Below are 22,972 nucleotides of genomic sequence, written 5' to 3'. Positions count from 1 at the left end.
ATTACTCCACGCTGCCGCCGGCAGCCTCGATGGCTGCCTTGGCGCCGGCGGTAGCCAGCAGACCGGACAACTTCACCGCGCGACCGATTTCACCCTTGAGGACGACCTTGACCTTCTTCGCGCGGCTGTCGATCAGGCCAGCCTGATGCAGCACGACGACGTCGATCACGTCAGCCTTGAGATTGGCCAGCTGATACAGGAACACTTCCTGGCTCGCGACCTTCAACTTCGAGCGGAAACCGACCTTCGGCATCCGACGATTCAGCGGCATCTGGCCGCCTTCGAAACCATACTTGTGGGTGCCGCCCGCACGGGCATGCTGACCCTTGTGGCCGCGACCGGCAGTCTTGCCCATGCCCGAACCGATGCCGCGACCGACGCGCAGGCGCGTCTTGTGGGAACCGGCGGCCGGCTTGATGTCATTGAGACGCATGATGATTACTCCTCGACCCGAACCAGGTAGTAGACCGTGTTGATCAGGCCACGGACCTGCGGGCTGTCCTTCAACTCACGGACGTCATCGATCTTGCCCAGGCCCAGCGCTTTGACGCTCAGGCGATGGCGTGCCTGCACGCCGCGCAGACCCTTGACCAGGCGCACGCGCACGGTGGCGGCGGTTTCGTTCTTCTTAGCCATTGCCCAGCACCTCTTCCAGGGTCTTGCCACGCTTGGCGGCGATCTTCTTGGGCGAGGCAACCGCCTGCAGGCCCTTGATGGTGGCGCGCACCAGGTTGATCGGATTGCGCGAACCCACGGCCTTGGCCAGCACGTTCTTGACGCCGACCACTTCCAGCACGGCGCGCATGGCGCCACCGGCGATCACGCCGGTACCTTCGGAAGCGGGCTGCATATAGACGCGGGCGGCACCATGATTCGCCTTCACGGCGTACCACAGGGTGCCGTTATTCAGTTCGATGTTCACCATCTGGCGGCGGGCACGCTCCATGGCCTTGGAGATGGCAACCGGCACTTCACGCGCCTTGCCATAACCGAAGCCAACCTTGCCCTCGCCGTCACCAACCACGGTCAGTGCGGTGAAGCTCATCTGACGGCCACCCTTGACGGTCTTGGCCACACGGTTGACGGCAATCAACTTTTCCAGCAGGCCGTCGGAATTTTCGCGATCGGTAGAAGACATGTTCTTTTCCATGTGCCCGGCGAACCGGGACTTTGCTTGCGGCTGAGCCGCTTGGAGTTGTAGGTGTCGCTGTGGAAATCAGGGCTGCGCCCTGACCCGGGTACCGCTTAGAACTTCAAGCCGGCCTCGCGTGCTGCATCGGCCAGCGCCTGGATGCGACCGTGGTAGCGGAAACCGGAGCGGTCGAACGCGACCGATTCGATGCCTGCAGCCTTCGCGCGCTCGGCGACTGCCTTGCCTACCGCGGCAGCAGCGGCCAAGTTCTTGGTGCCCTTGAGGCCCTCGGCGACCGACTTCTGCACGGTGGAGGCGGCAGCCACCACGTTCTTGCCGGAGGCGTCGAACACCTGCGCATAAATGTGCTGACCGGTACGGTGCACCGACAGGCGAGCCACGGCCAACTTGCGGATGTGGGCACGCGTGGACTTGGCACGGCGCAGGCGGTTTTCGTTCTTGTTCATCGTCATAATTCCTCGAAAGCGGATCGGCTGGATGGGGTTGGGCTCTTTTGAAGAGCCGGTCATAAATGACCGACCTTCGCGGAGGGACCCGCATTACGCCTTCTTGGCTTCCTTCAGCGTGATCTTCTCACCGGCATAGCGCACGCCCTTGCCCTTGTAGGGCTCCGGCGGACGGAAACCGCGAATCTTGGCCGCCACCTGGCCCACCGCCTGCTTGTCGGCGCCCTTGATCAGGACTTCGGTCTGCGTCGGGGTTTCGATGCTGATGCCTTCCGGCGCCTCGAACACCACCGGGTGGGAAAAGCCCAGGCTCAGGTTCAGCGACTTGCCCTGCATGGAAACGCGGTAGCCGACGCCGACCAGCTCAAGCTTGCGCTCGTAGCCGGTGGAGACACCGGTGACCATGTTGGACAGCAGCGCACGCGCGGTACCGCCGAACTTGTCGTCGGCGCCATCAACGAGGCTGATGTTCGCAACGCCATTGTCCACGGCGACGCTGACGCCCGGCAGGTGATGCACGGACAGCGTGCCCTTCGGGCCCTTCACCGAAATGCTGTCGCTACCGACAGTCATCTCGACGCCCTTGGGCAGGGAAATTGGTTGTTTGGCAACACGTGACATCGAAAGACTCCTTATGCCACTTGGCCGATGACTTCGCCGCCCAGACCCTTGGCACGGGCCTGCGCATCGGTCAACAGACCAGCGGAAGTCGAGATGATCGAGATACCAAGGCCGCCAAGGACCTTCGGCAGTTCGTCCTTGCCGCGATACACACGCAGGCCGGAGCGGCTGACACGAGAAATGCGCTCGATGGCCGGCTGGCCCTCGAAATACTTGAGCTTGAGCTCGAGCACCGGCTTGCCTTCCTCGGCGGAAGTCTTGGCGTCGAGGATGTAGCCCTCGTTCTTGAGAAGGTTGGCGATCGCCAACTTCAGTTTCGACGACGGCATACGCACGGTCGGCTTGCCCATGGCCTGGGCATTGCGGACGCGCGTGAACAGATCGGCGATGGGATCAGTCATGCTCATGAAAACATCCTTCAGAGTGCACCGATATCCGATAAAACCGGAAATCAATCAGATTGTGAGCCGCCACAAACGGCAGCCTGCCTTGCGCAGACCGCCGACTATATCAGCAATTTCAGGTTTTAGCGAATCTCGATGCGGTAGTCGCATCAGCGGCTGCTTATTGAGCAGCCCGGTGAGTCGCTCGCGACGCTTGCGCCCCGAGCGACTCCGGCTTTTGTATTACCAGCTGGCCTTGCGCAGACCCGGCACGTCGCCGCGCATGGTCGCTTCACGCAGCTTGTTGCGGCCCAGGCCAAACTTGGCGTAGACGGCACGCGGGCGACCGGTCAACGCACAACGGGTGCGCTGGCGCACCGGGCTGGCGTCGCGCGGCAGCTTCTGCAGCTTGGACTGGGCTTCCATCTTCTCCTCGTAGGAGGAGCTGGGGCTCAGCACGGTCGCCTTCAGTTCAGCGCGCTTGGCAGCGAACTTCTGGACGAGTTTGGTCCGCTTGATATCGCGGTTCACCATTGATGTCTTGGCCATGGATTACGCCTATCAGTTGCGGAACGGGAAGCTGAACGCGGCCAGCAGGGCTTTCGCCTCTTCGTCGGTCTTGGCGGTGGTGGTGATGGAGATATCCATGCCACGCAGCGCATCGACCTGGTCGAAGTCGATCTCAGGGAAGATGATCTGTTCCTTGATACCGAAGTTGTAGTTGCCACGGCCGTCGAAGGCCTTGCCCGAGACACCGCGGAAGTCGCGCACGCGCGGCAGCGAGATGTTGATCAGGCGATCGAGGAACTCGAACATCTGCGCGCGGCGCAAGGTGACTTTGCAGCCGATCGGCCAGCCGTCGCGGATCTTGAACGAGGCGACGGAAACGCGCGCCTTGGTCGTGATCGGCTTCTGGCCGGAGATCTTGGCCATGTCGGCCACGGCGTTCTCGAGCACTTTCTTGTTGCCCGCAGCTTCGCCCACGCCCATGTTCAGCGTGATCTTGGTGATGCGGGGAACCTGCATCACGTTCTGGTAGCCGAACTGCTCGGTGAGCTTGGCAACTACCTGCTCTTTGTAGAAATTTTCAAGGCGCGTCATGATCGTGTTCCTTACGCGTCCACGACCTCGCCAGTCGAACGGAACACGCGGACCTTGCGCCCATCTTCGAGCGTTTTGGTGCCGACGCGTTCACCCTTGTTCGTGGCGGGGTTGAACAGCTGCACATTGGAGAGATGGATCGAGGCTTCACGCTCGACGATACCGCCAGCCTGGTTGGCCTGGGGATTCGGCTTGGTGTGGCGCTTGATCAGATTCACGTTGGAGACGAACACGCGATCGTCTGCAACACGCAGCACATCGCCGCGCTGACCCTTGTTCTTGCCGGTGATCACGAGGACCTGATCACCCTTGCGGATACGGTTCATTTCTTGACTCCGCTCAGAGCACTTCGGGAGCAAGCGAGACGATCTTCATGAACTTCTCGCTGCGCAGCTCGCGGGTAACCGGCCCGAAAATACGGGTACCGATCGGCTCGAGCTTGTTGTTGAGGAGGACCGCTGCATTGCCGTCGAAACGGATCAGCGAACCATCGGGACGACGCACGCCCTTGGCGGTACGCACCACCACGGCGTTGTACACCTCGCCCTTCTTGACCTTGCCGCGCGGGATCGCATCCTTCACGGTGACCTTGATCACGTCACCGATCGCGGCGTAACGGCGCTTGGAGCCGCCGAGCACCTTGATGCACATCAGTTCTTTCGCGCCGCTGTTGTCCGCTGCGGAAAGCGTGCTTTGCATCTGGATCATGTCTGCACCCTCCCTTAGACGTTGGCGCGCGTGATGATTTCAACCACGCGGTGATGTTTGGTCTTGGACAGTGGACGGCATTCCGCGATACGCACGAGGTCGCCCTCATTCGCACCCAGATCGTCCTGCGCATGCAGCTTGGTCGACCGGCGGATGATCTTGCCGAGCAGCCAGTGCTGTTCCTGGCGCTCGACCAGGACCGTGACCGTCTTGTCCATCTTGTTGCTGGTGACGCGACCCTCGAGGGTGCGCGTCTGCTTGTTGTTGTCGCTCATGTCGGCCGTCCCTTACTTCTTGCCGCCGAGCACGAACTTCGTGCGGGCGATGTCACGCCGAACGCGGCGGAGCTGGTGCGGCTGAGTGAGCTGGCCGGAACCCTTCTGCATGCGCAGATTGAACTGCTCCTTGCGCAGGTCCAGCAGATGCTTCTGCAACTCTTCGGCCGACTGGTTGTTGATATCTTTGCTGGCCATCACATCACCGCCCGGGTCACAAACTGGGTCTGTACCGACAGCTTGGCGGCGGCCAGGCGGAACGCCTCGCGAGCCGTCAACTCGTCGACACCCTCGATTTCATAGAGCATGCGGCCAGGCTGGATCGGTGCGACCCAGAACTCGACACTGCCCTTGCCCGCGCCCATGCGGACTTCGATCGGCTTCTTGGTGATCGGCTTGTCCGGGAACACGCGGATCCACAACTTGCCGCCACGCTTGACGAAACGGGTGATGCAACGACGGGCGGCTTCGATCTGGCGTGCGGTGAGCGCGCCGTGGGTCGTAGCCTTCAGGCCGTACTCGCCAAAGCTGACGAGGTTGGAACACTGCGCCAGACCGTCGTTACGGCCCTTGAACTGCTTGCGGTATTTGGTTCGCTTGGGTTGCAACATGGCAACTCTCCTTACTTCGCAGACCGCTCGCGGCGGCCGTCACCGGCCTCGCGACGCGAATCATTACGACGACCTTCGCCACCTTCGCGGCGCGGCTGCGAGGACGACTCGTCCTTCGACTCCTGGCCAATCTGGGTCAGATCGAAGATCTCGCCCTTGTAGACCCACACCTTGATGCCGATGATGCCGTAGGTCGTGCTTGCCTCGGCGAAGCCGTAGTCGATGTCCGCGCGCAGCGTATGCAGCGGCACGCGACCTTCGCGACTCCATTCGGAGCGGGCGATCTCGGCACCGTTCAGACGACCGGACACGTTGATCTTGATGCCCAGCGCGCCCAGGCGCATCGCGTTACCGACCGAGCGCTTCATCGCGCGGCGGAACATGATGCGGCGCTCCAACTGCTGCGCGATCGACTCGGCCACCAGCTGCGCGTCCAGCTCGGGCTTGCGCACTTCGCTGACGTTGATGTGCGTCGGGACGCCCATCATGTCGCTGACTTCCTTGCGCAGCTTCTCGATATCCTCGCCCTTCTTGCCGATCACCACGCCCGGGCGGGCGGTGTGAATCGTCACGCGCGCGGTCTTGGCCGGGCGCTCGATCTGGATCTTCGAGATGCCGGCGGCAGCCAGCTTCTTCTTCAGCATGTCGCGGACTTTGATGTCGGCCACGAGATACTTGGCGTAGTCAGCCTTGTTTGCGTACCACTTCGAGTTCCAGTCCTTGGCAATGCCGAGGCGGATACCGGTGGGATGAACTTTATGACCCATCGTCTATGTCCCCGGTCAGTTACCAACAACCACAGTGATGTGGCTGGTGCGCTTGAGAATGCGCGAACCGCGGCCTTTGGCGCGGGCATACATGCGTTTCATCGCCGGACCTTCGTCGACAAAGATGCTGGCCACCTTCAGTTCGTCGACGTCGGCGCCGAGATTGTTCTCGGCGTTGGCGACGGCCGACAGCAGCACCTTGCGGACAAGGAGTGCGGCCTTCTTGTTGGTGTAGGTGAGCACGTCGCTGGCCCGGCCCACGGGAAGTCCGCGGACCAGATCAGCCACCAGGCGTGCCTTTTGCGCCGAAATGCGGGCGCCGCGCAGGATCGCTTTGGCTTCAGTGCTCATCACTTGCCCTTCTTGTCGCCGACATGGCCTTTGAATGTACGGGTCACCGCGAACTCACCGAGCTTGTGCCCGACCATGTTCTCGTTGATCAGGACGGGCACGTGCTGACGGCCGTTGTGGATGGCGATGGTCAAGCCGACCATTTCCGGCAGGATCATCGAGCGACGCGACCAGGTCTTGATCGGGCGCTTGTTGTGGGCGGAAACCGCAGCTTCCACCTTCTTTACGAGGTGAAGGTCGACGAACGGACCTTTCTTCAGAGAACGCGGCATGTCGGCTTCCTGTTACTTGGTACGACGACGCACGATGAACTGCTGCGTGCGCTTGTTGTTACGGGTCTTGTAGCCCTTGGCCGGCGTGCCCCACGGGCTGACCGGATGACGACCGCCAGAAGTCTTGCCTTCACCACCGCCGTGCGGATGGTCGACCGGGTTCATCACCACGCCGCGAACGGTCGGGCGAATACCCAGCCAGCGCTTGGCGCCGGCCTTGCCGAGCTTCTTCAGGCTGTGCTCGCCGTTGCCGACTTCACCAATGGTGGCGCGGCAATCGACCGAGACGCGACGCATCTCGCCGGAGCGCAGACGCAGCGTGGCATAACCGGACTCGCGGGCGACCAGCTGCACCGAGGCGCCGGCGCTGCGGGCGATCTGCGCGCCCTTGCCGGGACGCAGCTCGATGCAATGAATCGTGCTGCCCATCGGAATGTTGCGCAGCTGCAGGCAGTTGCCGGCCTTGATCGGCGCATCACGGCCGGACACCAGGCGATCGTCCACCTGCACACCCTTCGGCGCGATGATGTAACGGCGCTCGCCGTCGGCGTAGCACAGCAACGCGATATGTGCGGTGCGGTTCGGATCGTATTCGATGCGCTCGACGCGGGCGGCGATGCCTTCCTTGTCACGCTTGAAGTCGATGATGCGGTAATGCTGCTTGTGACCGCCGCCGCGATGACGCACGGTGATGCGGCCATGATGATTGCGACCGCCGGTGCGCGACTGCGACTCGGTCAACGCCGCGTACGGCGCGCCCTTGTGCAGGCCTTCCGTCTTGACGCTGACTGCGTCACGACGACCCGGCGAGGTCGGCTTGTGGTTGATTAGTGCCATCTCACAGAACTCCTGGCTCAGGCCTTGGCGGAAACGTCGATGGTCTGGCCATCGGCAAGACGCACATAGGCCTTACGCTTGCCCTGGCGGCTGCCAGCGCGTTGACGGAAGGCTTTGACCTTGCCCTTGGTGTTGACGAGGTTCACCTGCTCGACCTTGACATCGAACAGCTTCTCCACGGCAGCGCGGACATCGGCCTTGGTTGCCGCGGGGGCAACCACGAATACGTACTGGTTGTGCTCGGCCAAGCGCGCCGATTTCTCGGAGATGTGCGGCGCGCGCAGCGTGTCGAGAATGCGTTCGTTGTTCATGCCAGCCACTCCTCGACCTTCTTCACGGCCTCAACCGTCATCACCACCTGATCGGAACCGACCAGGCTGACCGGGTTCAAGGCCATCACGTCCAGCACATGGATATACGGGATGTTGCGGGCAGCCAGGAACACCGCCTCGGAGGCGTCTTCCGACACCAGCAGCACGCGACCGGAAACTTCCAGCTCGGCCAGCTTGGCCACCATCGCGGAGGTCTTCGGCGTCTCGACGCCAAAGCTCTCGACGACCTTCAGGCGGCCCTGACGGACCAGCTCGGAGAAGATCGAGCGGATCGCGACGCGGTAGGCCTTGCGATTGACCTTCTGCTCGTAGCTGCGCGGCTTCGCCGCGAAGGTGCGGCCACCACCGACAAAGATCGGTGCACGGTAATCACCGTGACGGGCACCGCCGCCCTTCTGCTTCTTGAATTTCTTGGTGGTACCGGACATCTCGCCGCGCGACAGCTGCGACTGGGTACCGGCACGACCGGCCGCCTGATAGGCGATCACGACTTGATGGACCAGGGCCTTCTTGTACTCACCGCCGAACACTTCGTCCGACACGTTGAGCGGCTTGGCGCCAATGACATTCAATTCCATGGCGACTCTCCTCAACCCTTGGTCGTCGGGCGGATGATGACGTCGCCACCGGTTGCACCCGGTACCGCGCCCTTCACCGCAATCAGGTGACGCTCGGCGTCGACCTTGACCACTTCGAGACCCTGCGCCGAACGGCGCACGGCACCCATGTGACCGGCCATCTTCTTGCCCGGAAACACGCGACCCGGCGTCTGGCGCTGACCGATGGAACCCGGTGCGCGATGCGACAGCGAGTTACCGTGGGTGGCGTCACCCATCTTGAAGTTCCAGCGCTTGATCGTGCCCTGGAAGCCCTTGCCCTTCGACACGCCGGCGACATCGACGATCTGGCCGACGGAGAACACGTCGTCCGCCTTGATCTCGGCGCCCACGGTGTACTTGCCGAGATCGTCGGCAGATACGCGGAACTCCCACAAACCACGACCCGGCTCAACCTTGGCCTTCGCGTAGTGGCCCTTCAGCGGCTGCGTCAGCAGGTTCGCGCGCTTGCTGCCCGCCGAAACCTGGACGGCGCTGTAGCCATCGTTATCATCCGTCTTCAACTGGGTCACGCGGTTCGGCGTCGCTTCAATCAGCGTCACCGGAATCGAGCGGCCATCTTCAGTGAAGAGTCGGCTCATGCCGCATTTGCGGCCAACCAATCCGATACTCATCTTCGTATCCTGTCTGTCGCTCAACCGAGCTTGATCTGAACATCGACGCCAGCGGCGAGATCAAGCTTCATGAGCGCGTCCACGGTTTTGTCGTTCGGGTCGACGATGTCGAGCACACGCTTGTGGGTACGAGTCTCGTACTGGTCGCGTGCATCCTTGTCGACGTGCGGCGACGTCAGGATGGTGTAACGCTCGATCTTGGTCGGAAGCGGAATCGGGCCGAGTACCGTGGCACCCGTGCGCTTAGCCGTCTCGACAATCTCGCTGGCCGAGCGGTCGATCAGCCGGTGATCGTACGCCTTCAGCCGAATCCGAATCTTCTGGTTCGCCATAACCGTGTCCTGTTGTCGAAAGAACGTAATGTGAAACGAAGCGGCTTCTCACCGCCTCGCACTACCCTTTGCCACCACATCGGCAACCGCCGGAGATTCCGCACGGCCCCAATTCGAAAAGACCAAGCGAGCACCGGTTGGCTCGCTTGGACAGGTTTGCATCTCGCGCAAAAAGACGTACTCAGCAGGGCGTGCCCTGCGATTACGTCGACTTGCGAGGGCCGGTCCTCGGCCAGCGAACTCGAAGCACGTCCTGCGCCTCATTTCGCGGTAGATCGGTCAGGGTCAAGCCCTGACCGACAAGTGAGCTGCGAAGTATACCTGCAAATGTTTGCTTAGTGAAGTGGTCCGATGACAAATCTCGCAAAGAACACTTCACCTGATGCGATCGGCAGGAAACTGGCCGACACCAGGTCGCCACTGACGACCCGGTGCGATCCAACCGCTCTTACTTGATGACCTTGGCCACCACGCCGGCGCCGACGGTACGGCCGCCCTCGCGGATGGCGAAACGCAGGCCCTCATCCATCGCGATCGGGTGAATCAGGCTCACCACCATCTTCACGTTGTCGCCCGGCATCACCATTTCCACGCCTTCCGGCAGGGTCACGGCACCCGTCACGTCGGTCGTGCGGAAGTAGAACTGCGGGCGGTAGCCCTTGAAGAACGGCGTATGACGGCCACCCTCGTCCTTCGACAGCACATACACCTCGGCCTCGAAGTCGGTATGCGGGGTGATCGTGCCCGGCTTGGCCAGCACCTGGCCACGCTCCACGTCGTCACGCTTCAGACCGCGCAGCAGCAGACCGGCGTTGTCGCCTGCCTGACCCTGGTCCAGCAGCTTGCGGAACATCTCCACGCCGGTGACCGTGGTCTTCTGCGTGTCACGGATGCCGATCACTTCGATTTCGTCGCCAACCTTGATGATGCCGCGCTCGATACGACCGGTCACCACGGTGCCGCGGCCCGAGATCGAGAACACGTCTTCCACCGGCATCAGGAACGGCTTGTCGACCGCACGCACCGGCTCCGGGATGTAGCTGTCCAGCGCATCGACCAGCTTGATGATCGACGGCACGCCGATCTCGCTCTGATCGCCTTCCAGCGCCAGCTTGGCCGAACCGTGGATCATCGGCGTGTCGTCGCCCGGGAAGTCGTACTTGGTCAGCAGCTCGCGCACTTCCATCTCGACCAGTTCGAGCAGCTCGGCGTCGTCCACCATGTCCGCCTTGTTCAGGTAGACCACGATGTAGGGCACGCCGACCTGACGGCTCAGCAGGATGTGTTCGCGCGTCTGCGGCATCGGGCCGTCCGCGGCCGAGCACACCAGGATCGCGCCATCCATCTGCGCCGCACCGGTGATCATGTTCTTCACATAGTCCGCATGGCCCGGGCAATCGACGTGCGCGTAGTGACGCATCGGCGATTCGTACTCGACGTGCGAGGTCGAGATCGTGATGCCACGCGCCTTCTCTTCCGGCGCACGGTCAATCGCGCTGTAATCCTTGAACTCGCCACCAAAACGTTCCGCACCGACCTTCGTCAGCGCCGCCGTCAGCGTCGTCTTGCCGTGATCCACGTGACCAATCGTGCCGACGTTGACGTGCGGCTTGGTGCGTTCGAATTTACCCTTTGCCATGACTCTGAACCTCTAGAAAAGAACGGTATGTATTGGAAAGCCGGCCTTATCAGGCCTTCTTCATGACCTGCTCGGCGATGTTGTTCGGCGCTTCGGCGTAGTGGTCGAATTCCATCGTGAAGGTGGCGCGACCCTGGGTCAGCGAGCGGATGGTCGTCGCGTAGCCGAACATCTCGCCCAGCGGAACCATCGCGTCGATGGTCTTGCCCGACGGCGTGTCGTCCTGGCCCTGGAGCAGGCCACGGCGGCGGCTCAGGTCGCCCATGACATCACCGACGTAATCTTCCGGCGTCACCACTTCGATCTTCATGATCGGTTCGAGCAGCACCGGCGACGCCTTCGCGAAGCCCTGCTTGAACGCCATGGATGCGGCGAGCTTGAACGCCATTTCGGACGAGTCGACGTCATGATAGGAGCCGAACACGAGTTTCACCTTCACGCCGACGACCGGGAAGCCGGCCAGCGGACCACTGGTGATGGTCTCGCGCAGGCCCTTTTCGACCGACGGGATGAACTCCTTCGGAATCACGCCACCGGTGATGTCGTTGATGAAGAGGAAATCATTCTTCACGTTCGGGTCGGCGCGATCGGCCTCGGTCATCGGGGACAGCTCGATCACGACATGACCGTACTGGCCCTTGCCGCCCGACTGCTTGGCGTGCTTGTAGTCCGACTTGACGTCCGACGTGCGGATCGTCTCGCGGTAGGCCACCTGCGGCTTGCCGACATTCGCCTCGACGTTGAACTCGCGGCGCATGCGATCGACCAGGATGTCCAGGTGCAACTCACCCATGCCGGAGATGATCGTCTGGCCCGACTCCTCGTCCGTGCGCACGCGGAACGACGGATCTTCCGCGGCCAGACGGCCAAGGGCGACGCCCATCTTTTCCTGGTCCGACTTGGTCTTCGGCTCGACCGCCATCGAGATCACCGGCTCAGGGAACGTCATGCGCTCCAGAGTGATGATGTGATCCTGCGCGCACAGCGTATCGCCAGTCGTCACATCCTTCAGGCCGACCGCGGCGGCGATGTCGCCAGCACGGACTTCCTTCAGCTCATGGCGCTCGTTCGCATGCATCTGCAGGATACGGCCGATGCGTTCTTTCTTGCTCTTGATCGGGTTGTACACGGCATCGCCGGAGTTCAACATGCCCGAATAGACACGGAAGAACGTCAGCGAACCGACGAACGGATCGGTCATGATCTTGAACGCGAGCGCGGAGAACGGCGCGGCATCGTCCGCCTTGCGCGTGGCTTCCTGATCGTTCTCGTCGATACCGGCAACCGGCGGGCGGTCGGCGGGCGACGGCAGCAGCTGAACCACTGCGTCGAGCATCGCCTGGACACCCTTGTTCTTGAACGCGGTACCGCAGAACACCGGGATGATCTCGTTCGCGAGCGTGCGCTGACGCAGGCCGGCGATGATCTCGTCCATGGTGAGGTCACCACCTTCGAGATACTTGTTCATCAGCTCCTCGGTGGCTTCCGCAGCGGATTCCACCATGAAGCTGTGCGCTTCCGCAGCCTTGTCGGCCAGATCCGCAGGAATATCCTTGAGCACGAATTTCATGCCCTGGGACTCCATGTCCCAGACGATCGCCTTCATCTTGAGCAGGTCGACCACGCCCTCGAAACCGTCCTCGGCGCCGATTGGCACCTGCATCGGAACCGGATGCGCGCCAAGACGGGTCTTCAGCTGATCGACCACCTTGTCGAAGTTGGCGCCGGTGCGGTCCATCTTGTTGACGAAGGCGAGACGGGGAACCTTGTACTTGTTGGCCTGGCGCCACACGGTCTCGGACTGCGGCTGCACGCCACCGACCGCGCACAGCACGAACACGGCGCCGTCAAGCACGCGCAGCGAACGCTCGACTTCGATGGTGAAGTCGACGTGTCCGGGAGTGTCGATGATGTTGAAGCGATGCTGCTCGAGCGAGCCATCCATGCCCTTCCAGAACGCCGTCGTCGCCGCCGAAGTAATGGTGATGCCACGCTCCTGCTCCTGCTCCATCCAGTCCATCGTGGCGGCACCGTCGTGCACCTCGCCAATCTTGTGACTGACGCCGGTGTAGAACAGGATGCGCTCCGTGGTGGTGGTCTTGCCGGCATCGATGTGGGCCATGATGCCGAAATTGCGGTAGCGATCGATTGGAGTGGTGCGTGCCATTGGTATGTACCTGTGCCGGGCTGCCTGCCCGATTCTATGCGGCCGTCCGGGCCACGCTTTTAGTGAAGAGTCCGACTTGCATGCCGGCTTGTTCTTGCCATCAGGGAAGACGGCTTGAACTCCAAGAGTCCGCCGTGAATGGCGGATTTGCGCTTTGCCGTCAGCGAGGACGGCAAAGCAAGGCAATTACCAGCGGTAATGCGAGAAGGCCTTGTTGGCCTCTGCCATGCGGTGCGTTTCCTCACGCTTCTTGGCAGCGCCACCGCGGCTTTCCGAAGCCTCCAGCAACTCGGCAGCCAGCTTGCGCGGCATCGAGGTCTCGCCGCGCTTGCGGGCAGCGTCGATGACCCAGCGCATCGCCAGCGCCATGCGGCGACCCGGACGCACTTCGACCGGCACCTGGTAGGTGGCACCGCCGACACGACGCGACTTCACTTCGACCGCCGGAGCGATGTTGTTCAGCGCCTTCTCGACCAGAGCCACCGGCTCGGCATTCTTTTCGCCGATATACTGCAGCGCACCATAGACGATGCTTTCAGCCACCGACTTCTTGCCGCTCTTCATCACCATGTTGATGAAACGGGCAATCAGCTGGCTGCCGTGCTTGGGATCCGGCAGAACCAGACGGGCGGGATGTGAACCTTTACGCGACATGTTTCGAGTCCTTTACTTTTTCGGGCGCTTGGCGCCGTACTTCGAGCGCGATTGACGGCGCTTGGTGACACCAGCGCAGTCGAGACTGCCGCGCACCGTGTGGTAACGCACACCGGGCAGATCCTTGACGCGACCGCCGCGGATCAGCACCACCGAGTGCTCCTGCAGGTTATGGCCTTCACCACCGATGTAGCTGATGATCTCGAAGCCATTGGTCAGGCGCACCTTGGCAACCTTGCGCAGGGCCGAGTTCGGCTTTTTCGGGGTGGTCGTGTAAACGCGCGTGCAGACACCACGACGCTGCGGGCTGCTCTGCAGGGCCGGCGACCCGCTCTTGTAGGTCTTGGGGCTGCGGGATTTGCGCACCAATTGGTTGACTGTCGTCATGCGAAGCTGTTCCTGAAAACATAAAGGCAGCCCGAATAAGCTCGGTCTGCCAAGAAGCGGGAATTTAACATGAGCAGCCTGCCATAGGCAAGCCAACGCTCAGCCGTCCTGGACCCGAACACGAGGTGCGTCCATGCACCTCATTTCGTATGTCAGCGAGTAGGATCCCGAACGGGTTTACTCGACACCGTTTTCACTGCCGACCGAAGCCTCGGCGAACGAGACCGCGGATGCGGAACCGGAAAGAGTCTCCAGTTCCGTGGCGGTCAGGCCGCCCTGGCGACGACGCGATGCGTGGTACGCCAAGCCCGTGCCTGCCGGAATAAGACGGCCGACAATAACATTTTCCTTCAGGCCGCGCAAGGTATCGCGCGTCCCACGAACCGCCGCCTCGGTGAGGACGCGGGTGGTTTCCTGGAACGAGGCTGCCGAGATGAACGACTCGGTGGCCAGCGATGCCTTGGTGATGCCCAGCAGGATCGACTGGTATTCGGCCGGACGCTCGCCCTTGGCGACCGCACGATCATTTTCACCATTGATCCGCACGCGCTCGATCTGCTCGCCGCGCAGGTAATGGCTGTCGCCCGGCTCGACGATCTCGACCTTGCGCAGCATCTGGCGAATGATCGCCTCGATGTGCTTGTCATTGATCTTCACGCCCTGCAGGCGGTACACGTCCTGGATCTCCTTGACCAGGTACGTGGCCAGCGGCTCCACGCCCAGCAGGCGCAGGATGTCATGCGGACTCGGCTCGCCGTCGACGACGGTCTCGCCCTTCTCCACATGCTCGCCTTCGAACACGATGACCTGGCGCCATTTCGGGATCAGCTCTTCGTGCTCGTTGCCGTCGACATCCTTGATGACCAGACGCTGCTTGCCCTTGGTGTCCTTGCCGAAGCTGATGATGCCGGAGCGCTCGGCCAGGATCGCCGGCTCCTTCGGCTTGCGCGCCTCGAACAGATCGGCCACACGCGGCAGACCGCCGGTGATGTCGCGGGTCTTCGAGCTTTCCTGCGGGATACGGGCAACCACGTCACCCACGCCCACTTCGGCACCGTTCTGGATCGACACGATCGCGCCGGCCGGCAGAAAGTACTGCGCGGCGATGTCGGTACCCGGCAGCTTCAGCTCGCGGCCCTTGGCGTCTTCCAGGCGCACGATCGGACGCAGGTCCTTCGCCTGCGCGCCGCGGCGCTTCGGGTCGGTGACCACCGCCGACTCCAGGCCGGTCAGTTCGTCGGTCTGGCTCTGCACGGTAACGCCATCGAGGAAGTCGATGAAGCGCACCACGCCGGCCACCTCGGTGACGATCGGATGGGTATGCGGATCCCAGTTCGCCACGGTCTGGCCCGGCTTGACCGGCGCACCGTCCTTGACCGCGATGATGGCGCCGTACGGCACCTTGTAGCGCTCGCGCTCGCGGCCGCTGGCATCGATCACGCTCAGTTCGCCCGAACGCGACACTGCAACCAGGTGACCCTGCTTGTGCTGTACCGACTTCAGGTTGTTGAACTTCAGCGAGCCGGTGGTCTTCACCGTCACGTTGTCCACCGCTGCCGCTCGCGAAGCCGCACCACCGATGTGGAACGTACGCATGGTCAGCTGGGTACCCGGCTCACCGATCGACTGCGCGGCAACCACGCCCACCGCCTCACCCATGTTGACCAGGTGACCACGGGCCAGGTCGCGGCCGTAGCACAGCTTGCACACGCCATGCGCGGCTTCGCAGGTGATCGGCGAACGCACCTTGAGGATCTGCACGCCGGCCTTGTCGAGCTTCTCGACCAAGGCTTCGTTGAGCAGGGTGTCGCGGGTGACGATCGGCTGGTCGTCGTCGCCGGGGGCGTAGACGTCCTCGACCACCACACGGCCCAGCACGCGCTCGCGCAACGGCTCGACCACGTCGCCGCCTTCGACGATCGGCTGCATGATCACACCGTTCTCGGTGCCGCAATCGTCCATCGTGATGACCACGTCCTGGGCCACGTCGACCAGGCGCCGGGTCAGGTAGCCGGAGTTCGCCGTCTTCAACGCCGTATCCGCCAGGCCCTTGCGGGCGCCATGGGTGGAGTTGAAGTACTGCAGCACGTTCAGGCCTTCGCGGAAGTTGGCCTTGATCGGGGTCTCGATGATCGAGCCGTCCGGACGCGCCATCAGGCCACGCATGCCGGCCAGCTGGCGGATCTGCGCGACCGAACCACGCGCGCCGGAGTCGGCCATGATGTACAGCGAGTTCATCGACTTCTGGCTGACCATCTTGCCGTCGGCATCCATCACCTTCTCGGTGCCGATGCCATCGATCATCGCCTTGGCCACCAGTTCGCTGGTGCGCGACCAGATATCGACCACCTTGTTGTAGCGCTCGCCAGCGGTGACCAGACCCGACTGGTACTGCTGCTGGATCTCGACGACTTCCTTCTCGGCTTCGTCAAGAATGGTTTTCTTCTCGGCCGGAATCAGCATGTCGTCGATGCCGATCGAGATGCCGGCACGGGTCGCGAAGCGATAGCCGGTGTACATCAGCTTGTCGGCGAACACCACGGTCTCTTTCAGCCCCAGCAAGCGATAGCTGGAGTTGATCAGGCGCGAGATGTTCTTCTTGGTCAGCTCGGTGTTGGCCAGCTCGAACGGCAGGCCTTCCGGCAGGATTTCCGCCAGCAGTGCACGGCCGACGGTGGTATCGACGATCTTGGTCTCGTGGGTGCGGGTGCCGTCTTCGGCAATGTGCACCAGCTTCAGACGCACCTTGACCTTGGCGTGCAACTCGACCGCGCGGTTGTCGTACGCACGACGCGCCTCGGAGATGCCGGAGAACACCATGCCGGTGCCCTTGACGTTGATCAGCTCGCGGGTCATGTAATACAAGCCCAGCACCACGTCCTGGGTCGGCACGATGATCGGCTCGCCGTTGGCGGGGCTGAGGATGTTGTTGGACGACATCATCAGCGTGCGCGCTTCCAGCTGCGCCTCGATCGACAACGGCACGTGGACGGCCATCTGGTCACCGTCGAAGTCGGCGTTGAACGCCGTACAGACGAGCGGATGCAGCTGGATCGCCTTGCCTTCGATCAACTTCGGCTCGAACGCCTGGATGCCCAGACGGTGCAGGGTCGGTGCACGGTTCAGCAGCACCGGATGCTCGCGGATCACCTCTTCGAGGATGTCCCACACCTGGGCTTCCTCGCGCTCGACCAGCTTTTTCGCCGCCTTGATGGTGGTGGCTTCGCCACGCGCCTGCAGCTTGGCGAAGATGAACGGCTTGAACAGCTCCAGCGCCATCTTCTTCGGCAGGCCGCACTGGTGCAGGCGCAGGGTCGGGCCGACCACGATCACCGAACGACCGGAGTAGTCCACGCGCTTGCCGAGCAGGTTCTGGCGGAAGCGACCCTGCTTGCCCTTGATCATGTCGGCGAGCGACTTCAGCGCGCGCTTGTTGGTGCCGGTGATGGCACGGCCGCGACGGCCGTTGTCGAGCAGCGCGTCGACCGATTCCTGCAGCATGCGCTTCTCGTTGCGCACGATGATGTCCGGCGCATTGAGTTCGAGCAGACGCTTCAGGCGGTTGTTGCGGTTGATCACGCGACGGTACAGATCGTTCAGATCGGAGGTGGCGAAGCGGCCACCATCGAGCGGCACCAGCGGACGCAAGTCCGGCGGCAGCACCGGCAGTACGGTCAGCACCATCCACTCCGGCTTGTTGCCGGATTCCAGGAACGCCTCGATCAGCTTCACGCGCTTGGTCAGCCGCTTCAGCTTGGTCTCGGAGTTGGTGGAGCCGATCTCTTCCTTCAGGCGGATGACTTCGCCCGGCAGATCGAGCGACTTCAGCAGATGGAACACCGCCTCGGCGCCCATGCGCGCGTCGAACTCGTCGCCGTGCTCTTCGGTCGCTTCCAGGTACTGGTCCTCACTGAGCAACTGGCCGCGCTCGAGCGCGGTCATGCCCGGATCGATCACCACGAACGCCTCGAAATACAGGATGCGCTCGATGTCACGCAGGGTCATGTCCAGCATCAGGCCGATGCGCGAGGGCAGCGACTTGAGGAACCAGATGTGCGCGGTCGGGCTGGCCAGCTCGATGTGGCCCATGCGCTCGCGACGCACCTTGGCCAGGGTGACCTCGGTACCGCACTTCTCGCAGACCACGCCACGATGCTTCATGCGCTTGTACTTGCCGCACAGGCACTCGTAGTCCTTCACCGGTCCGAAGATGGCGGCGCAGAACAGGCCGTCACGCTCCGGCTTGAAGGTACGGTAGTTGATGGTTTCCGGCTTCTTCACTTCGCCGTACGACCACGAGCGGATCAGCTCCGGCGAGGCCAGCGCGATCTTGATCGCGTCGAAATCCGGCGTCGCGCGCTGCTGGTTGAACAGATTGAGCAGGTCTTTCATTCGAAATCTCCGGTGACTGCGCGGATCACTTGATCTCTTCCAGATCGATGTCGATGGCGAGCGAGCGGATTTCCTTCACCAGTACGTTGAAGGATTCCGGCATGCCCGCGGACATTTCGTGGTTGCCGTCGACAATGTTCTTGTACATCTGGTTGCGGCCCTGCACGTCGTCGGACTTCACCGTCAGCATTTCCTGCAGGGTGTACGCCGCGCCGTAGGCTTCCAGCGCCCACACTTCCATCTCGCCGAAGCGCTGGCCGCCGAACTGCGCCTTGCCGCCCAGCGGCTGCTGGGTGACCAGCGAGTACGGACCGGTGGAACGCGCATGCATCTTGTCGTCGACCAGATGGTTGAGCTTGAGGTAATGCATGTAGCCCACGGTGACCGGGCGATCGAACGCCTCGCCGGTACGGCCGTCGTACAGCATGGTCTGACCGGATTCCGGCAGGTCGGCAAGCCTGAGCATCGCCTTGATCTCGGTCTCTTCCGCACCGTCGAACACCGGCGTCGCCATCGGCACGCCTTCCTGCAGATTGGTGGCGAGCGTGAAGATCTCCTTGTCGGTGAGCGACTTCAGATCGACGTGCTGCACGGCACCGGCCACATGGGTGTTGTAGATCTGGTCGAGGAACTCGCGGATCTTGGCGACCTTCTCCTGTGCCTCGAGCATCTTCTGGATCTTCTTGCCCAGGCCCTTGGCGGCCCAGCCCAGATGGACTTCCAGAATCTGCCCGATGTTCATGCGCGACGGCACGCCCAGCGGATTCAGCACGATGTCGACCGGCACGCCGTCGGCGGAGTACGGCATGTCCTCGACCGGCACCACGTTCGATACCACGCCCTTGTTGCCGTGGCGGCCGGCCATCTTGTCGCCCGGCTGGATGCGGCGCTTCACGGCCAGGAACACCTTGACCATCTTCAGCACGCCCGGTGCCAGATCGTCGCCCTGGGTGATCTTGCCCTGCTTCTCCTTGAAGCGCTTGTCGAACTCCTCCTTGTGGCGCTTGACCTGGTCGGCCGCGCGCTCGAGGAACTCGGTGACTTCCTCGTCCTTGACGTTGATCTTGAACCAGTCGTCCTTCTTCAGGCCGTCCAGGTACGCGTCGGTGATCTCCGCGCCGCGCTTCAGGCCGCCCGGACCGCTCATCGCGGACTTGCCGACCAGCTGGGTACGCATGCGGCTGTAGATCGCGCCCTCGAGGATGCGGAACTGGTCGTCCAGATCCTTGCGGACCCGCTTGACCTCGGTTTCCTCGATCTGCTTGGCGCGCTTGTCCTTCTCGATACCGTCGCGGGTGAACACCTGCACGTCGATGACGGTGCCGTCCATGCCCGGCGGCACGCGCAAGGACGAGTCCTTCACGTCCGACGCCTTCTCGCCGAAGATCGCGCGCAGCAGCTTCTCTTCCGGGGTCAGCTGGCTCTCGCCCTTCGGCGTGACCTTGCCGACCATGATGTCGCCGGCCTTCACCTCGGCACCGATGTAGACGATGCCCGACTCGTCCAGACGCGCCAGCGCCTGCTCGCCCACGTTCGGGATGTCGGCGGTGATTTCCTCGGCGCCCAGCTTGGTGTCGCGCGCGATGCAGGACAGCTCCTCGATGTGGATCGAGGTGTAGCGGTCTTCCTGCACGACTCGCTCGGACAGCAGAATCGAGTCTTCGAAGTTGTAGCCGTTCCACGGCATGAACGCGATCAGCATGTTCTGGCCGAGCGCGAGCTCACCCAGATCGGTCGACGAACCGTCGGCCAGCGTGTCGCCCTTCGCCACCACGTCACCGACGTTCACCAGCGGACGCTGGTTGAGGTTGGTGTTCTGGTTGGAGCGGGTGTACTTGGTCAGCGTGTAGATGTCGACGCCGGCGTCGTTGTCGCCGACCTCTTCTTCGTTGACGCGCACCACGATGCGCGCCGCATCGACCTGGTCGATCACGCCGCCGCGCTTGGCGGAAACGATGACGCCGGAGTCGCGCGCCACCGCGCGTTCGATACCGGTACCCACCAGCGGGGTCTGCGAACGCAGCGTCGGCACGGCCTGGCGCTGCATGTTCGCGCCCATCAGGGCGCGGTTCGCGTCATCGTGCTCCAGGAACGGCACCAGCGCCGCGGCGACCGACACGGTCTGCATCGGCGAGACGTCCATGTAGTCGACCTCGGCGGCCGGACGCAGCTCGGATTCACCGCGGAAACGGCAGGACACGAAGTCCTCCAGGAACGCGCCGTGCTTGTCCAGCGGCGAGTTCGCCTGGGCGATCACGTGGTCGCCTTCCTCGATCGCCGACAGGTAATCGACCTTGTCGGTGACCTTGCTGTTCGCCACCTTGCGGTATGGCGTCTCGAGGAAGCCGTACGAGTTGGTGCGGGCATACACGGCCAGCGAGTTGATCAGGCCGATGTTCGGGCCTTCCGGCGTTTCGATGGTGCAGACGCGGCCGTAATGGGTCGGGTGCACGTCGCGCACCTCGAAGCCGGCGCGTTCGCGGGTCAGGCCGCCCGGCCCGAGTGCGGAAACGCGGCGCTTGTGCGTCACTTCCGACAGCGGGTTGTTCTGATCCATGAACTGGGACAGCTGCGAGGAGCCGAAGAACTCCTTCACCGCCGCCGCGACCGGCTTGGCGTTGATCAGGTCCTGCGGGGTCAGGCCATCGGCCTCGGCCAGCGACAGGCGCTCGCGCACCGCGCGCTCGACGCGCACCAGGCCGATGCGGAAGGTGTTCTCGGCCATCTCGCCGACCGAACGCACGCGACGGTTGCCCAGGTGGTCGATGTCGTCGACGGTGCCGTGGCCGTTCTTGATGTCGATCAGCACTTTCAGCACGTCTAGGATGTCGGAGCTTTCGCCCAGTTCCTTGACCATCGCCTGCGACGCATCTTCCTTGCGCTCGCTGAAGTACTTGTGGTCGTACAGCACGCCCGGGCCTAGGATTTCCTTGCGACCCACGCGGCGGTTGAACTTCATCCGACCCACGCCCGACAGGTCGTAGCGATCGAAGGTGAAGAACAGGTTGAAGAACAGATTCTGCGCGGCATCCTTGGTCGGCGGCTCGCCCGGGCGCATCATGCGATAGATCTCCACCAGCGCCTCCAGCGGCGTCTTGGTGTTGTCGATGCGCAGGGTGTGCGAGATGTAGGCGCCACGGTCGAGGTCGTTGACGTACAGCGTCGGCACGATCTCGATGCCGGCCTTGCGGAAGTTCTCCAGCTGCTCGGCAGTGATCTCGTCATTCGCCGAGGCCAGCAGCTCGCCGGTCTTCGCGTCGACGATGTCGGTCGCCACGATGCGGCCGACCGGGTAGTCGTCCGGCACTTCCAGCGCGGTGATGTTCTCGGCCGCCAGCTGGCGCACGTGACGCGCGGTGATGCGCTTGCCGGCTTCCACCAGCACCTTGCCGCCGATCGCCAGGTCGAAGGAGAGCGTCTCGCCGCGCAGGCGCTCGGCGACCAGCTCCAGCGTGGTGCCACCCTTCTTGCCCAGGTGGAACACGTTGTGCTCGAAGAAGATGCCCAGCATCTCCTCGTTGCTGTAGCCGAGCGCGCGCAGAAGCACCGTCACCGGCAGCTTGCGGCGACGGTCGATGCGGGTGAACAGCGCGTCCTTCGGGTCGAACTCGAAGTCCAGCCAGGAGCCGCGGTAGGGAATCACGCGCGCCGAGAACAGCAGCTTGCCCGAGCTGTGCGTCTTGCCGCGATCGTGGTCGAAGAACACGCCCGGCGAACGATGCAGCTGCGAGACGATCACGCGCTCGGTGCCGTTGATGATGAAGGTGCCGGTGTCGGTCATGAGCGGAATTTCGCCCATGTAGACCTCCTGCTCCTTGATGTACTTGACCACCTTCTTCGAGGCCGGGCTGTCCTTGTCGTAGATGACCAGGCGCACGGTGGTGCGCAGTGGCGCACCATAGGTCATGCCGCGGTTACGGCACTCGCGCTCGTCGAACGCCGGCTCGCCGAGGCGATAATCGACATACTCAAGCGCTGCATTGCCCGAATAGCTGGAGATCGGGAACACCGACTTCAACGCGGCATGCAAACCCTTCTCGCCGCGCTGTTTCGGCGCGACATGCTCCTGCAGAAACTCCCGGTAGGAATCGGTCTGGATGGTCAGCAGGTTCGGCACGCCCAGTACGGGCGGACGCTTGCCAAAATCCTTGCGGATGCGTTTCTTCTCGGTAAACGAGTAGGCCATGATCGGTAGCGCCTCGGTTCGCAGTGACGCCGGTGGTGCACACACCGGCTGAATGAAAAATCAGATGTTCGACAAATCCGCGGATTTGGGAATCGAGAATGGGGAATCGACCTGCGAATCCCTATTC

Annotated in this window: 27 protein-coding genes; all 27 read right to left on the bottom strand. The window is 62.8% G+C overall.

The window, feature by feature from the left end; genetic code table 11:
- Position 1 precedes the first annotated feature (1 nt).
- Positions 2 to 439 (bottom strand): 50S ribosomal protein L15, encoded by a 438-nt coding sequence (rplO, locus tag ABD024_RS04765; protein WP_343854501.1) that lies wholly within the window; start codon positions 437 to 439, stop codon positions 2 to 4.
- Positions 439 to 636 carry a 50S ribosomal protein L30 gene (rpmD, locus tag ABD024_RS04760; RefSeq protein ID WP_007513375.1) on the bottom strand — a complete coding sequence of 66 codons (198 nt, stop codon included), beginning with the start codon at positions 634 to 636 and terminating at the stop codon, positions 439 to 441. Before rpmD ends, rplO begins: the two co-directional genes overlap by 1 nt.
- A complete protein-coding gene (gene rpsE, locus ABD024_RS04755) occupies positions 629 to 1,138 on the bottom strand; it encodes a 30S ribosomal protein S5 (protein ID WP_056387080.1) in 510 nt (169 codons plus the stop codon). Before rpsE ends, rpmD begins: the two co-directional genes overlap by 8 nt.
- A 107-nt stretch (positions 1,139 to 1,245) precedes the next feature.
- Positions 1,246 to 1,605, bottom strand: coding sequence for a 50S ribosomal protein L18 (gene rplR, locus ABD024_RS04750; protein ID WP_343850189.1), 360 nt, complete (start codon positions 1,603 to 1,605; stop codon positions 1,246 to 1,248).
- A gap of 87 nt (positions 1,606 to 1,692) precedes the next feature.
- Positions 1,693 to 2,220 (bottom strand): 50S ribosomal protein L6, encoded by a 528-nt coding sequence (rplF, locus tag ABD024_RS04745; protein WP_343850187.1) that lies wholly within the window; start codon positions 2,218 to 2,220, stop codon positions 1,693 to 1,695.
- An 11-nt stretch (positions 2,221 to 2,231) separates the two neighbouring features.
- Positions 2,232 to 2,627 (bottom strand): 30S ribosomal protein S8, encoded by a 396-nt coding sequence (rpsH, locus tag ABD024_RS04740; protein WP_343850185.1) that lies wholly within the window; start codon positions 2,625 to 2,627, stop codon positions 2,232 to 2,234.
- 219 nt (positions 2,628 to 2,846) lie between these two features.
- Positions 2,847 to 3,152 (bottom strand): 30S ribosomal protein S14, encoded by a 306-nt coding sequence (gene rpsN / locus ABD024_RS04735; protein WP_214555448.1) that lies wholly within the window; start codon positions 3,150 to 3,152, stop codon positions 2,847 to 2,849.
- A 12-nt stretch (positions 3,153 to 3,164) separates the two neighbouring features.
- Complete coding sequence (gene rplE / locus ABD024_RS04730) at positions 3,165 to 3,707, bottom strand: 50S ribosomal protein L5 (RefSeq protein WP_200935632.1); 543 nt, start codon at positions 3,705 to 3,707, stop codon at positions 3,165 to 3,167.
- A gap of 8 nt (positions 3,708 to 3,715) precedes the next feature.
- Positions 3,716 to 4,030: a 50S ribosomal protein L24 gene (gene rplX / locus ABD024_RS04725; RefSeq protein ID WP_077516239.1), complete on the bottom strand. Its 315-nt coding sequence runs from the start codon at positions 4,028 to 4,030 to the stop codon at positions 3,716 to 3,718.
- 13 nt (positions 4,031 to 4,043) lie between these two features.
- The gene (gene rplN / locus ABD024_RS04720) at positions 4,044 to 4,412 is read right to left on the bottom strand and encodes a 50S ribosomal protein L14 (protein ID WP_007513359.1); all 369 of its coding nucleotides are present in this window, start codon (positions 4,410 to 4,412) and stop codon (positions 4,044 to 4,046) included.
- 14 nt (positions 4,413 to 4,426) lie between these two features.
- Positions 4,427 to 4,687 carry a 30S ribosomal protein S17 gene (rpsQ, locus tag ABD024_RS04715; RefSeq protein WP_027485136.1) on the bottom strand — a complete coding sequence of 87 codons (261 nt, stop codon included), beginning with the start codon at positions 4,685 to 4,687 and terminating at the stop codon, positions 4,427 to 4,429.
- 12 nt (positions 4,688 to 4,699) lie between these two features.
- Positions 4,700 to 4,885, bottom strand: a complete 186-nt coding sequence (gene rpmC, locus ABD024_RS04710) for a 50S ribosomal protein L29 (protein ID WP_343850179.1) — start codon at positions 4,883 to 4,885, stop codon at positions 4,700 to 4,702.
- Positions 4,885 to 5,298 carry a 50S ribosomal protein L16 gene (gene rplP, locus ABD024_RS04705; protein WP_056386829.1) on the bottom strand — a complete coding sequence of 138 codons (414 nt, stop codon included), beginning with the start codon at positions 5,296 to 5,298 and terminating at the stop codon, positions 4,885 to 4,887. Before rplP ends, rpmC begins: the two co-directional genes overlap by 1 nt.
- A gap of 11 nt (positions 5,299 to 5,309) precedes the next feature.
- Positions 5,310 to 6,065, bottom strand: coding sequence for a 30S ribosomal protein S3 (gene rpsC, locus ABD024_RS04700; protein WP_056386831.1), 756 nt, complete (start codon positions 6,063 to 6,065; stop codon positions 5,310 to 5,312).
- Between the two features lie 15 nt (positions 6,066 to 6,080).
- Positions 6,081 to 6,416 (bottom strand): 50S ribosomal protein L22, encoded by a 336-nt coding sequence (rplV, locus tag ABD024_RS04695; RefSeq protein WP_056386833.1) that lies wholly within the window; start codon positions 6,414 to 6,416, stop codon positions 6,081 to 6,083.
- Positions 6,416 to 6,688, bottom strand: a complete 273-nt coding sequence (gene rpsS / locus ABD024_RS04690) for a 30S ribosomal protein S19 (RefSeq protein WP_056386835.1) — start codon at positions 6,686 to 6,688, stop codon at positions 6,416 to 6,418. Before rpsS ends, rplV begins: the two co-directional genes overlap by 1 nt.
- A gap of 12 nt (positions 6,689 to 6,700) precedes the next feature.
- Complete coding sequence (gene rplB / locus ABD024_RS04685; protein WP_056386838.1) at positions 6,701 to 7,525, bottom strand: 50S ribosomal protein L2; 825 nt, start codon at positions 7,523 to 7,525, stop codon at positions 6,701 to 6,703.
- Between the two features lie 17 nt (positions 7,526 to 7,542).
- On the bottom strand, positions 7,543 to 7,836 hold the full coding sequence (gene rplW / locus ABD024_RS04680; protein ID WP_056386840.1) for a 50S ribosomal protein L23: 294 nt from the start codon (positions 7,834 to 7,836) through the stop codon (positions 7,543 to 7,545).
- Positions 7,833 to 8,435, bottom strand: coding sequence for a 50S ribosomal protein L4 (rplD, locus tag ABD024_RS04675; protein ID WP_056386841.1), 603 nt, complete (start codon positions 8,433 to 8,435; stop codon positions 7,833 to 7,835). Before rplD ends, rplW begins: the two co-directional genes overlap by 4 nt.
- Before the next feature lie 11 nt (positions 8,436 to 8,446).
- A complete protein-coding gene (rplC, locus tag ABD024_RS04670; protein ID WP_056386844.1) occupies positions 8,447 to 9,088 on the bottom strand; it encodes a 50S ribosomal protein L3 in 642 nt (213 codons plus the stop codon).
- 20 nt (positions 9,089 to 9,108) lie between these two features.
- A complete protein-coding gene (gene rpsJ, locus ABD024_RS04665; RefSeq protein WP_007082173.1) occupies positions 9,109 to 9,420 on the bottom strand; it encodes a 30S ribosomal protein S10 in 312 nt (103 codons plus the stop codon).
- 448 nt (positions 9,421 to 9,868) lie between these two features.
- Positions 9,869 to 11,059: an elongation factor Tu gene (gene tuf / locus ABD024_RS04660; protein WP_343850170.1), complete on the bottom strand. Its 1,191-nt coding sequence runs from the start codon at positions 11,057 to 11,059 to the stop codon at positions 9,869 to 9,871.
- 49 nt (positions 11,060 to 11,108) lie between these two features.
- A complete protein-coding gene (fusA, locus tag ABD024_RS04655) occupies positions 11,109 to 13,226 on the bottom strand; it encodes an elongation factor G (protein WP_343850168.1) in 2,118 nt (705 codons plus the stop codon).
- 186 nt (positions 13,227 to 13,412) lie between these two features.
- Positions 13,413 to 13,880: a 30S ribosomal protein S7 gene (gene rpsG / locus ABD024_RS04650; RefSeq protein WP_343850166.1), complete on the bottom strand. Its 468-nt coding sequence runs from the start codon at positions 13,878 to 13,880 to the stop codon at positions 13,413 to 13,415.
- Positions 13,881 to 13,892: 12 nt separating this feature from the next.
- A complete protein-coding gene (gene rpsL / locus ABD024_RS04645) occupies positions 13,893 to 14,267 on the bottom strand; it encodes a 30S ribosomal protein S12 (RefSeq protein WP_056386848.1) in 375 nt (124 codons plus the stop codon).
- 177 nt (positions 14,268 to 14,444) lie between these two features.
- Positions 14,445 to 18,659 carry a DNA-directed RNA polymerase subunit beta' gene (gene rpoC / locus ABD024_RS04640; protein ID WP_343850163.1) on the bottom strand — a complete coding sequence of 1,405 codons (4,215 nt, stop codon included), beginning with the start codon at positions 18,657 to 18,659 and terminating at the stop codon, positions 14,445 to 14,447.
- A gap of 25 nt (positions 18,660 to 18,684) precedes the next feature.
- Complete coding sequence (gene rpoB / locus ABD024_RS04635; protein ID WP_483434645.1) at positions 18,685 to 22,848, bottom strand: DNA-directed RNA polymerase subunit beta; 4,164 nt, start codon at positions 22,846 to 22,848, stop codon at positions 18,685 to 18,687.
- Positions 22,849 to 22,972: the final 124 nt, after the last annotated feature.

The organism is Rhodanobacter soli (assembly GCF_039523495.1).
Classification (GTDB): domain Bacteria; phylum Pseudomonadota; class Gammaproteobacteria; order Xanthomonadales; family Rhodanobacteraceae; genus Rhodanobacter; species Rhodanobacter soli.
Note: the sequence above shows the minus strand (reverse complement) of the source record. Positions and strands in the feature narration are given on the sequence as shown.

What these genes read in the sequence shown, in the direction of transcription:
- rpmD (WP_007513375.1), bottom strand. Translation starts at nt 636, where the DNA reads ATGGCTAAGAAGAACGAAACCGCCGCCACCGTGCGCGTGCGCCTGGTC.
- rpsE (WP_056387080.1), bottom strand. Translation starts at nt 1,138, where the DNA reads ATGTCTTCTACCGATCGCGAAAATTCCGACGGCCTGCTGGAAAAGTTG.
- rplR (WP_343850189.1), bottom strand. Translation starts at nt 1,605, where the DNA reads ATGACGATGAACAAGAACGAAAACCGCCTGCGCCGTGCCAAGTCCACG.
- rplF (WP_343850187.1), bottom strand. Translation starts at nt 2,220, where the DNA reads ATGTCACGTGTTGCCAAACAACCAATTTCCCTGCCCAAGGGCGTCGAG.
- rpsH (WP_343850185.1), bottom strand. Translation starts at nt 2,627, where the DNA reads ATGAGCATGACTGATCCCATCGCCGATCTGTTCACGCGCGTCCGCAAT.
- rpsN (WP_214555448.1), bottom strand. Translation starts at nt 3,152, where the DNA reads ATGGCCAAGACATCAATGGTGAACCGCGATATCAAGCGGACCAAACTC.
- rplX (WP_077516239.1), bottom strand. Translation starts at nt 4,030, where the DNA reads ATGAACCGTATCCGCAAGGGTGATCAGGTCCTCGTGATCACCGGCAAG.
- rplN (WP_007513359.1), bottom strand. Translation starts at nt 4,412, where the DNA reads ATGATCCAGATGCAAAGCACGCTTTCCGCAGCGGACAACAGCGGCGCG.
- rpsQ (WP_027485136.1), bottom strand. Translation starts at nt 4,687, where the DNA reads ATGAGCGACAACAACAAGCAGACGCGCACCCTCGAGGGTCGCGTCACC.
- rpmC (WP_343850179.1), bottom strand. Translation starts at nt 4,885, where the DNA reads ATGGCCAGCAAAGATATCAACAACCAGTCGGCCGAAGAGTTGCAGAAG.
- rplP (WP_056386829.1), bottom strand. Translation starts at nt 5,298, where the DNA reads ATGTTGCAACCCAAGCGAACCAAATACCGCAAGCAGTTCAAGGGCCGT.
- rpsC (WP_056386831.1), bottom strand. Translation starts at nt 6,065, where the DNA reads ATGGGTCATAAAGTTCATCCCACCGGTATCCGCCTCGGCATTGCCAAG.
- rplV (WP_056386833.1), bottom strand. Translation starts at nt 6,416, where the DNA reads ATGAGCACTGAAGCCAAAGCGATCCTGCGCGGCGCCCGCATTTCGGCG.
- rpsS (WP_056386835.1), bottom strand. Translation starts at nt 6,688, where the DNA reads ATGCCGCGTTCTCTGAAGAAAGGTCCGTTCGTCGACCTTCACCTCGTA.
- rplB (WP_056386838.1), bottom strand. Translation starts at nt 7,525, where the DNA reads ATGGCACTAATCAACCACAAGCCGACCTCGCCGGGTCGTCGTGACGCA.
- rplW (WP_056386840.1), bottom strand. Translation starts at nt 7,836, where the DNA reads ATGAACAACGAACGCATTCTCGACACGCTGCGCGCGCCGCACATCTCC.
- rplD (WP_056386841.1), bottom strand. Translation starts at nt 8,435, where the DNA reads ATGGAATTGAATGTCATTGGCGCCAAGCCGCTCAACGTGTCGGACGAA.
- rplC (WP_056386844.1), bottom strand. Translation starts at nt 9,088, where the DNA reads ATGAGTATCGGATTGGTTGGCCGCAAATGCGGCATGAGCCGACTCTTC.
- rpsJ (WP_007082173.1), bottom strand. Translation starts at nt 9,420, where the DNA reads ATGGCGAACCAGAAGATTCGGATTCGGCTGAAGGCGTACGATCACCGG.
- tuf (WP_343850170.1), bottom strand. Translation starts at nt 11,059, where the DNA reads ATGGCAAAGGGTAAATTCGAACGCACCAAGCCGCACGTCAACGTCGGC.
- fusA (WP_343850168.1), bottom strand. Translation starts at nt 13,226, where the DNA reads ATGGCACGCACCACTCCAATCGATCGCTACCGCAATTTCGGCATCATG.
- rpsG (WP_343850166.1), bottom strand. Translation starts at nt 13,880, where the DNA reads ATGTCGCGTAAAGGTTCACATCCCGCCCGTCTGGTTCTGCCGGATCCC.
- rpsL (WP_056386848.1), bottom strand. Translation starts at nt 14,267, where the DNA reads ATGACGACAGTCAACCAATTGGTGCGCAAATCCCGCAGCCCCAAGACC.
- rpoC (WP_343850163.1), bottom strand. Translation starts at nt 18,659, where the DNA reads ATGAAAGACCTGCTCAATCTGTTCAACCAGCAGCGCGCGACGCCGGAT.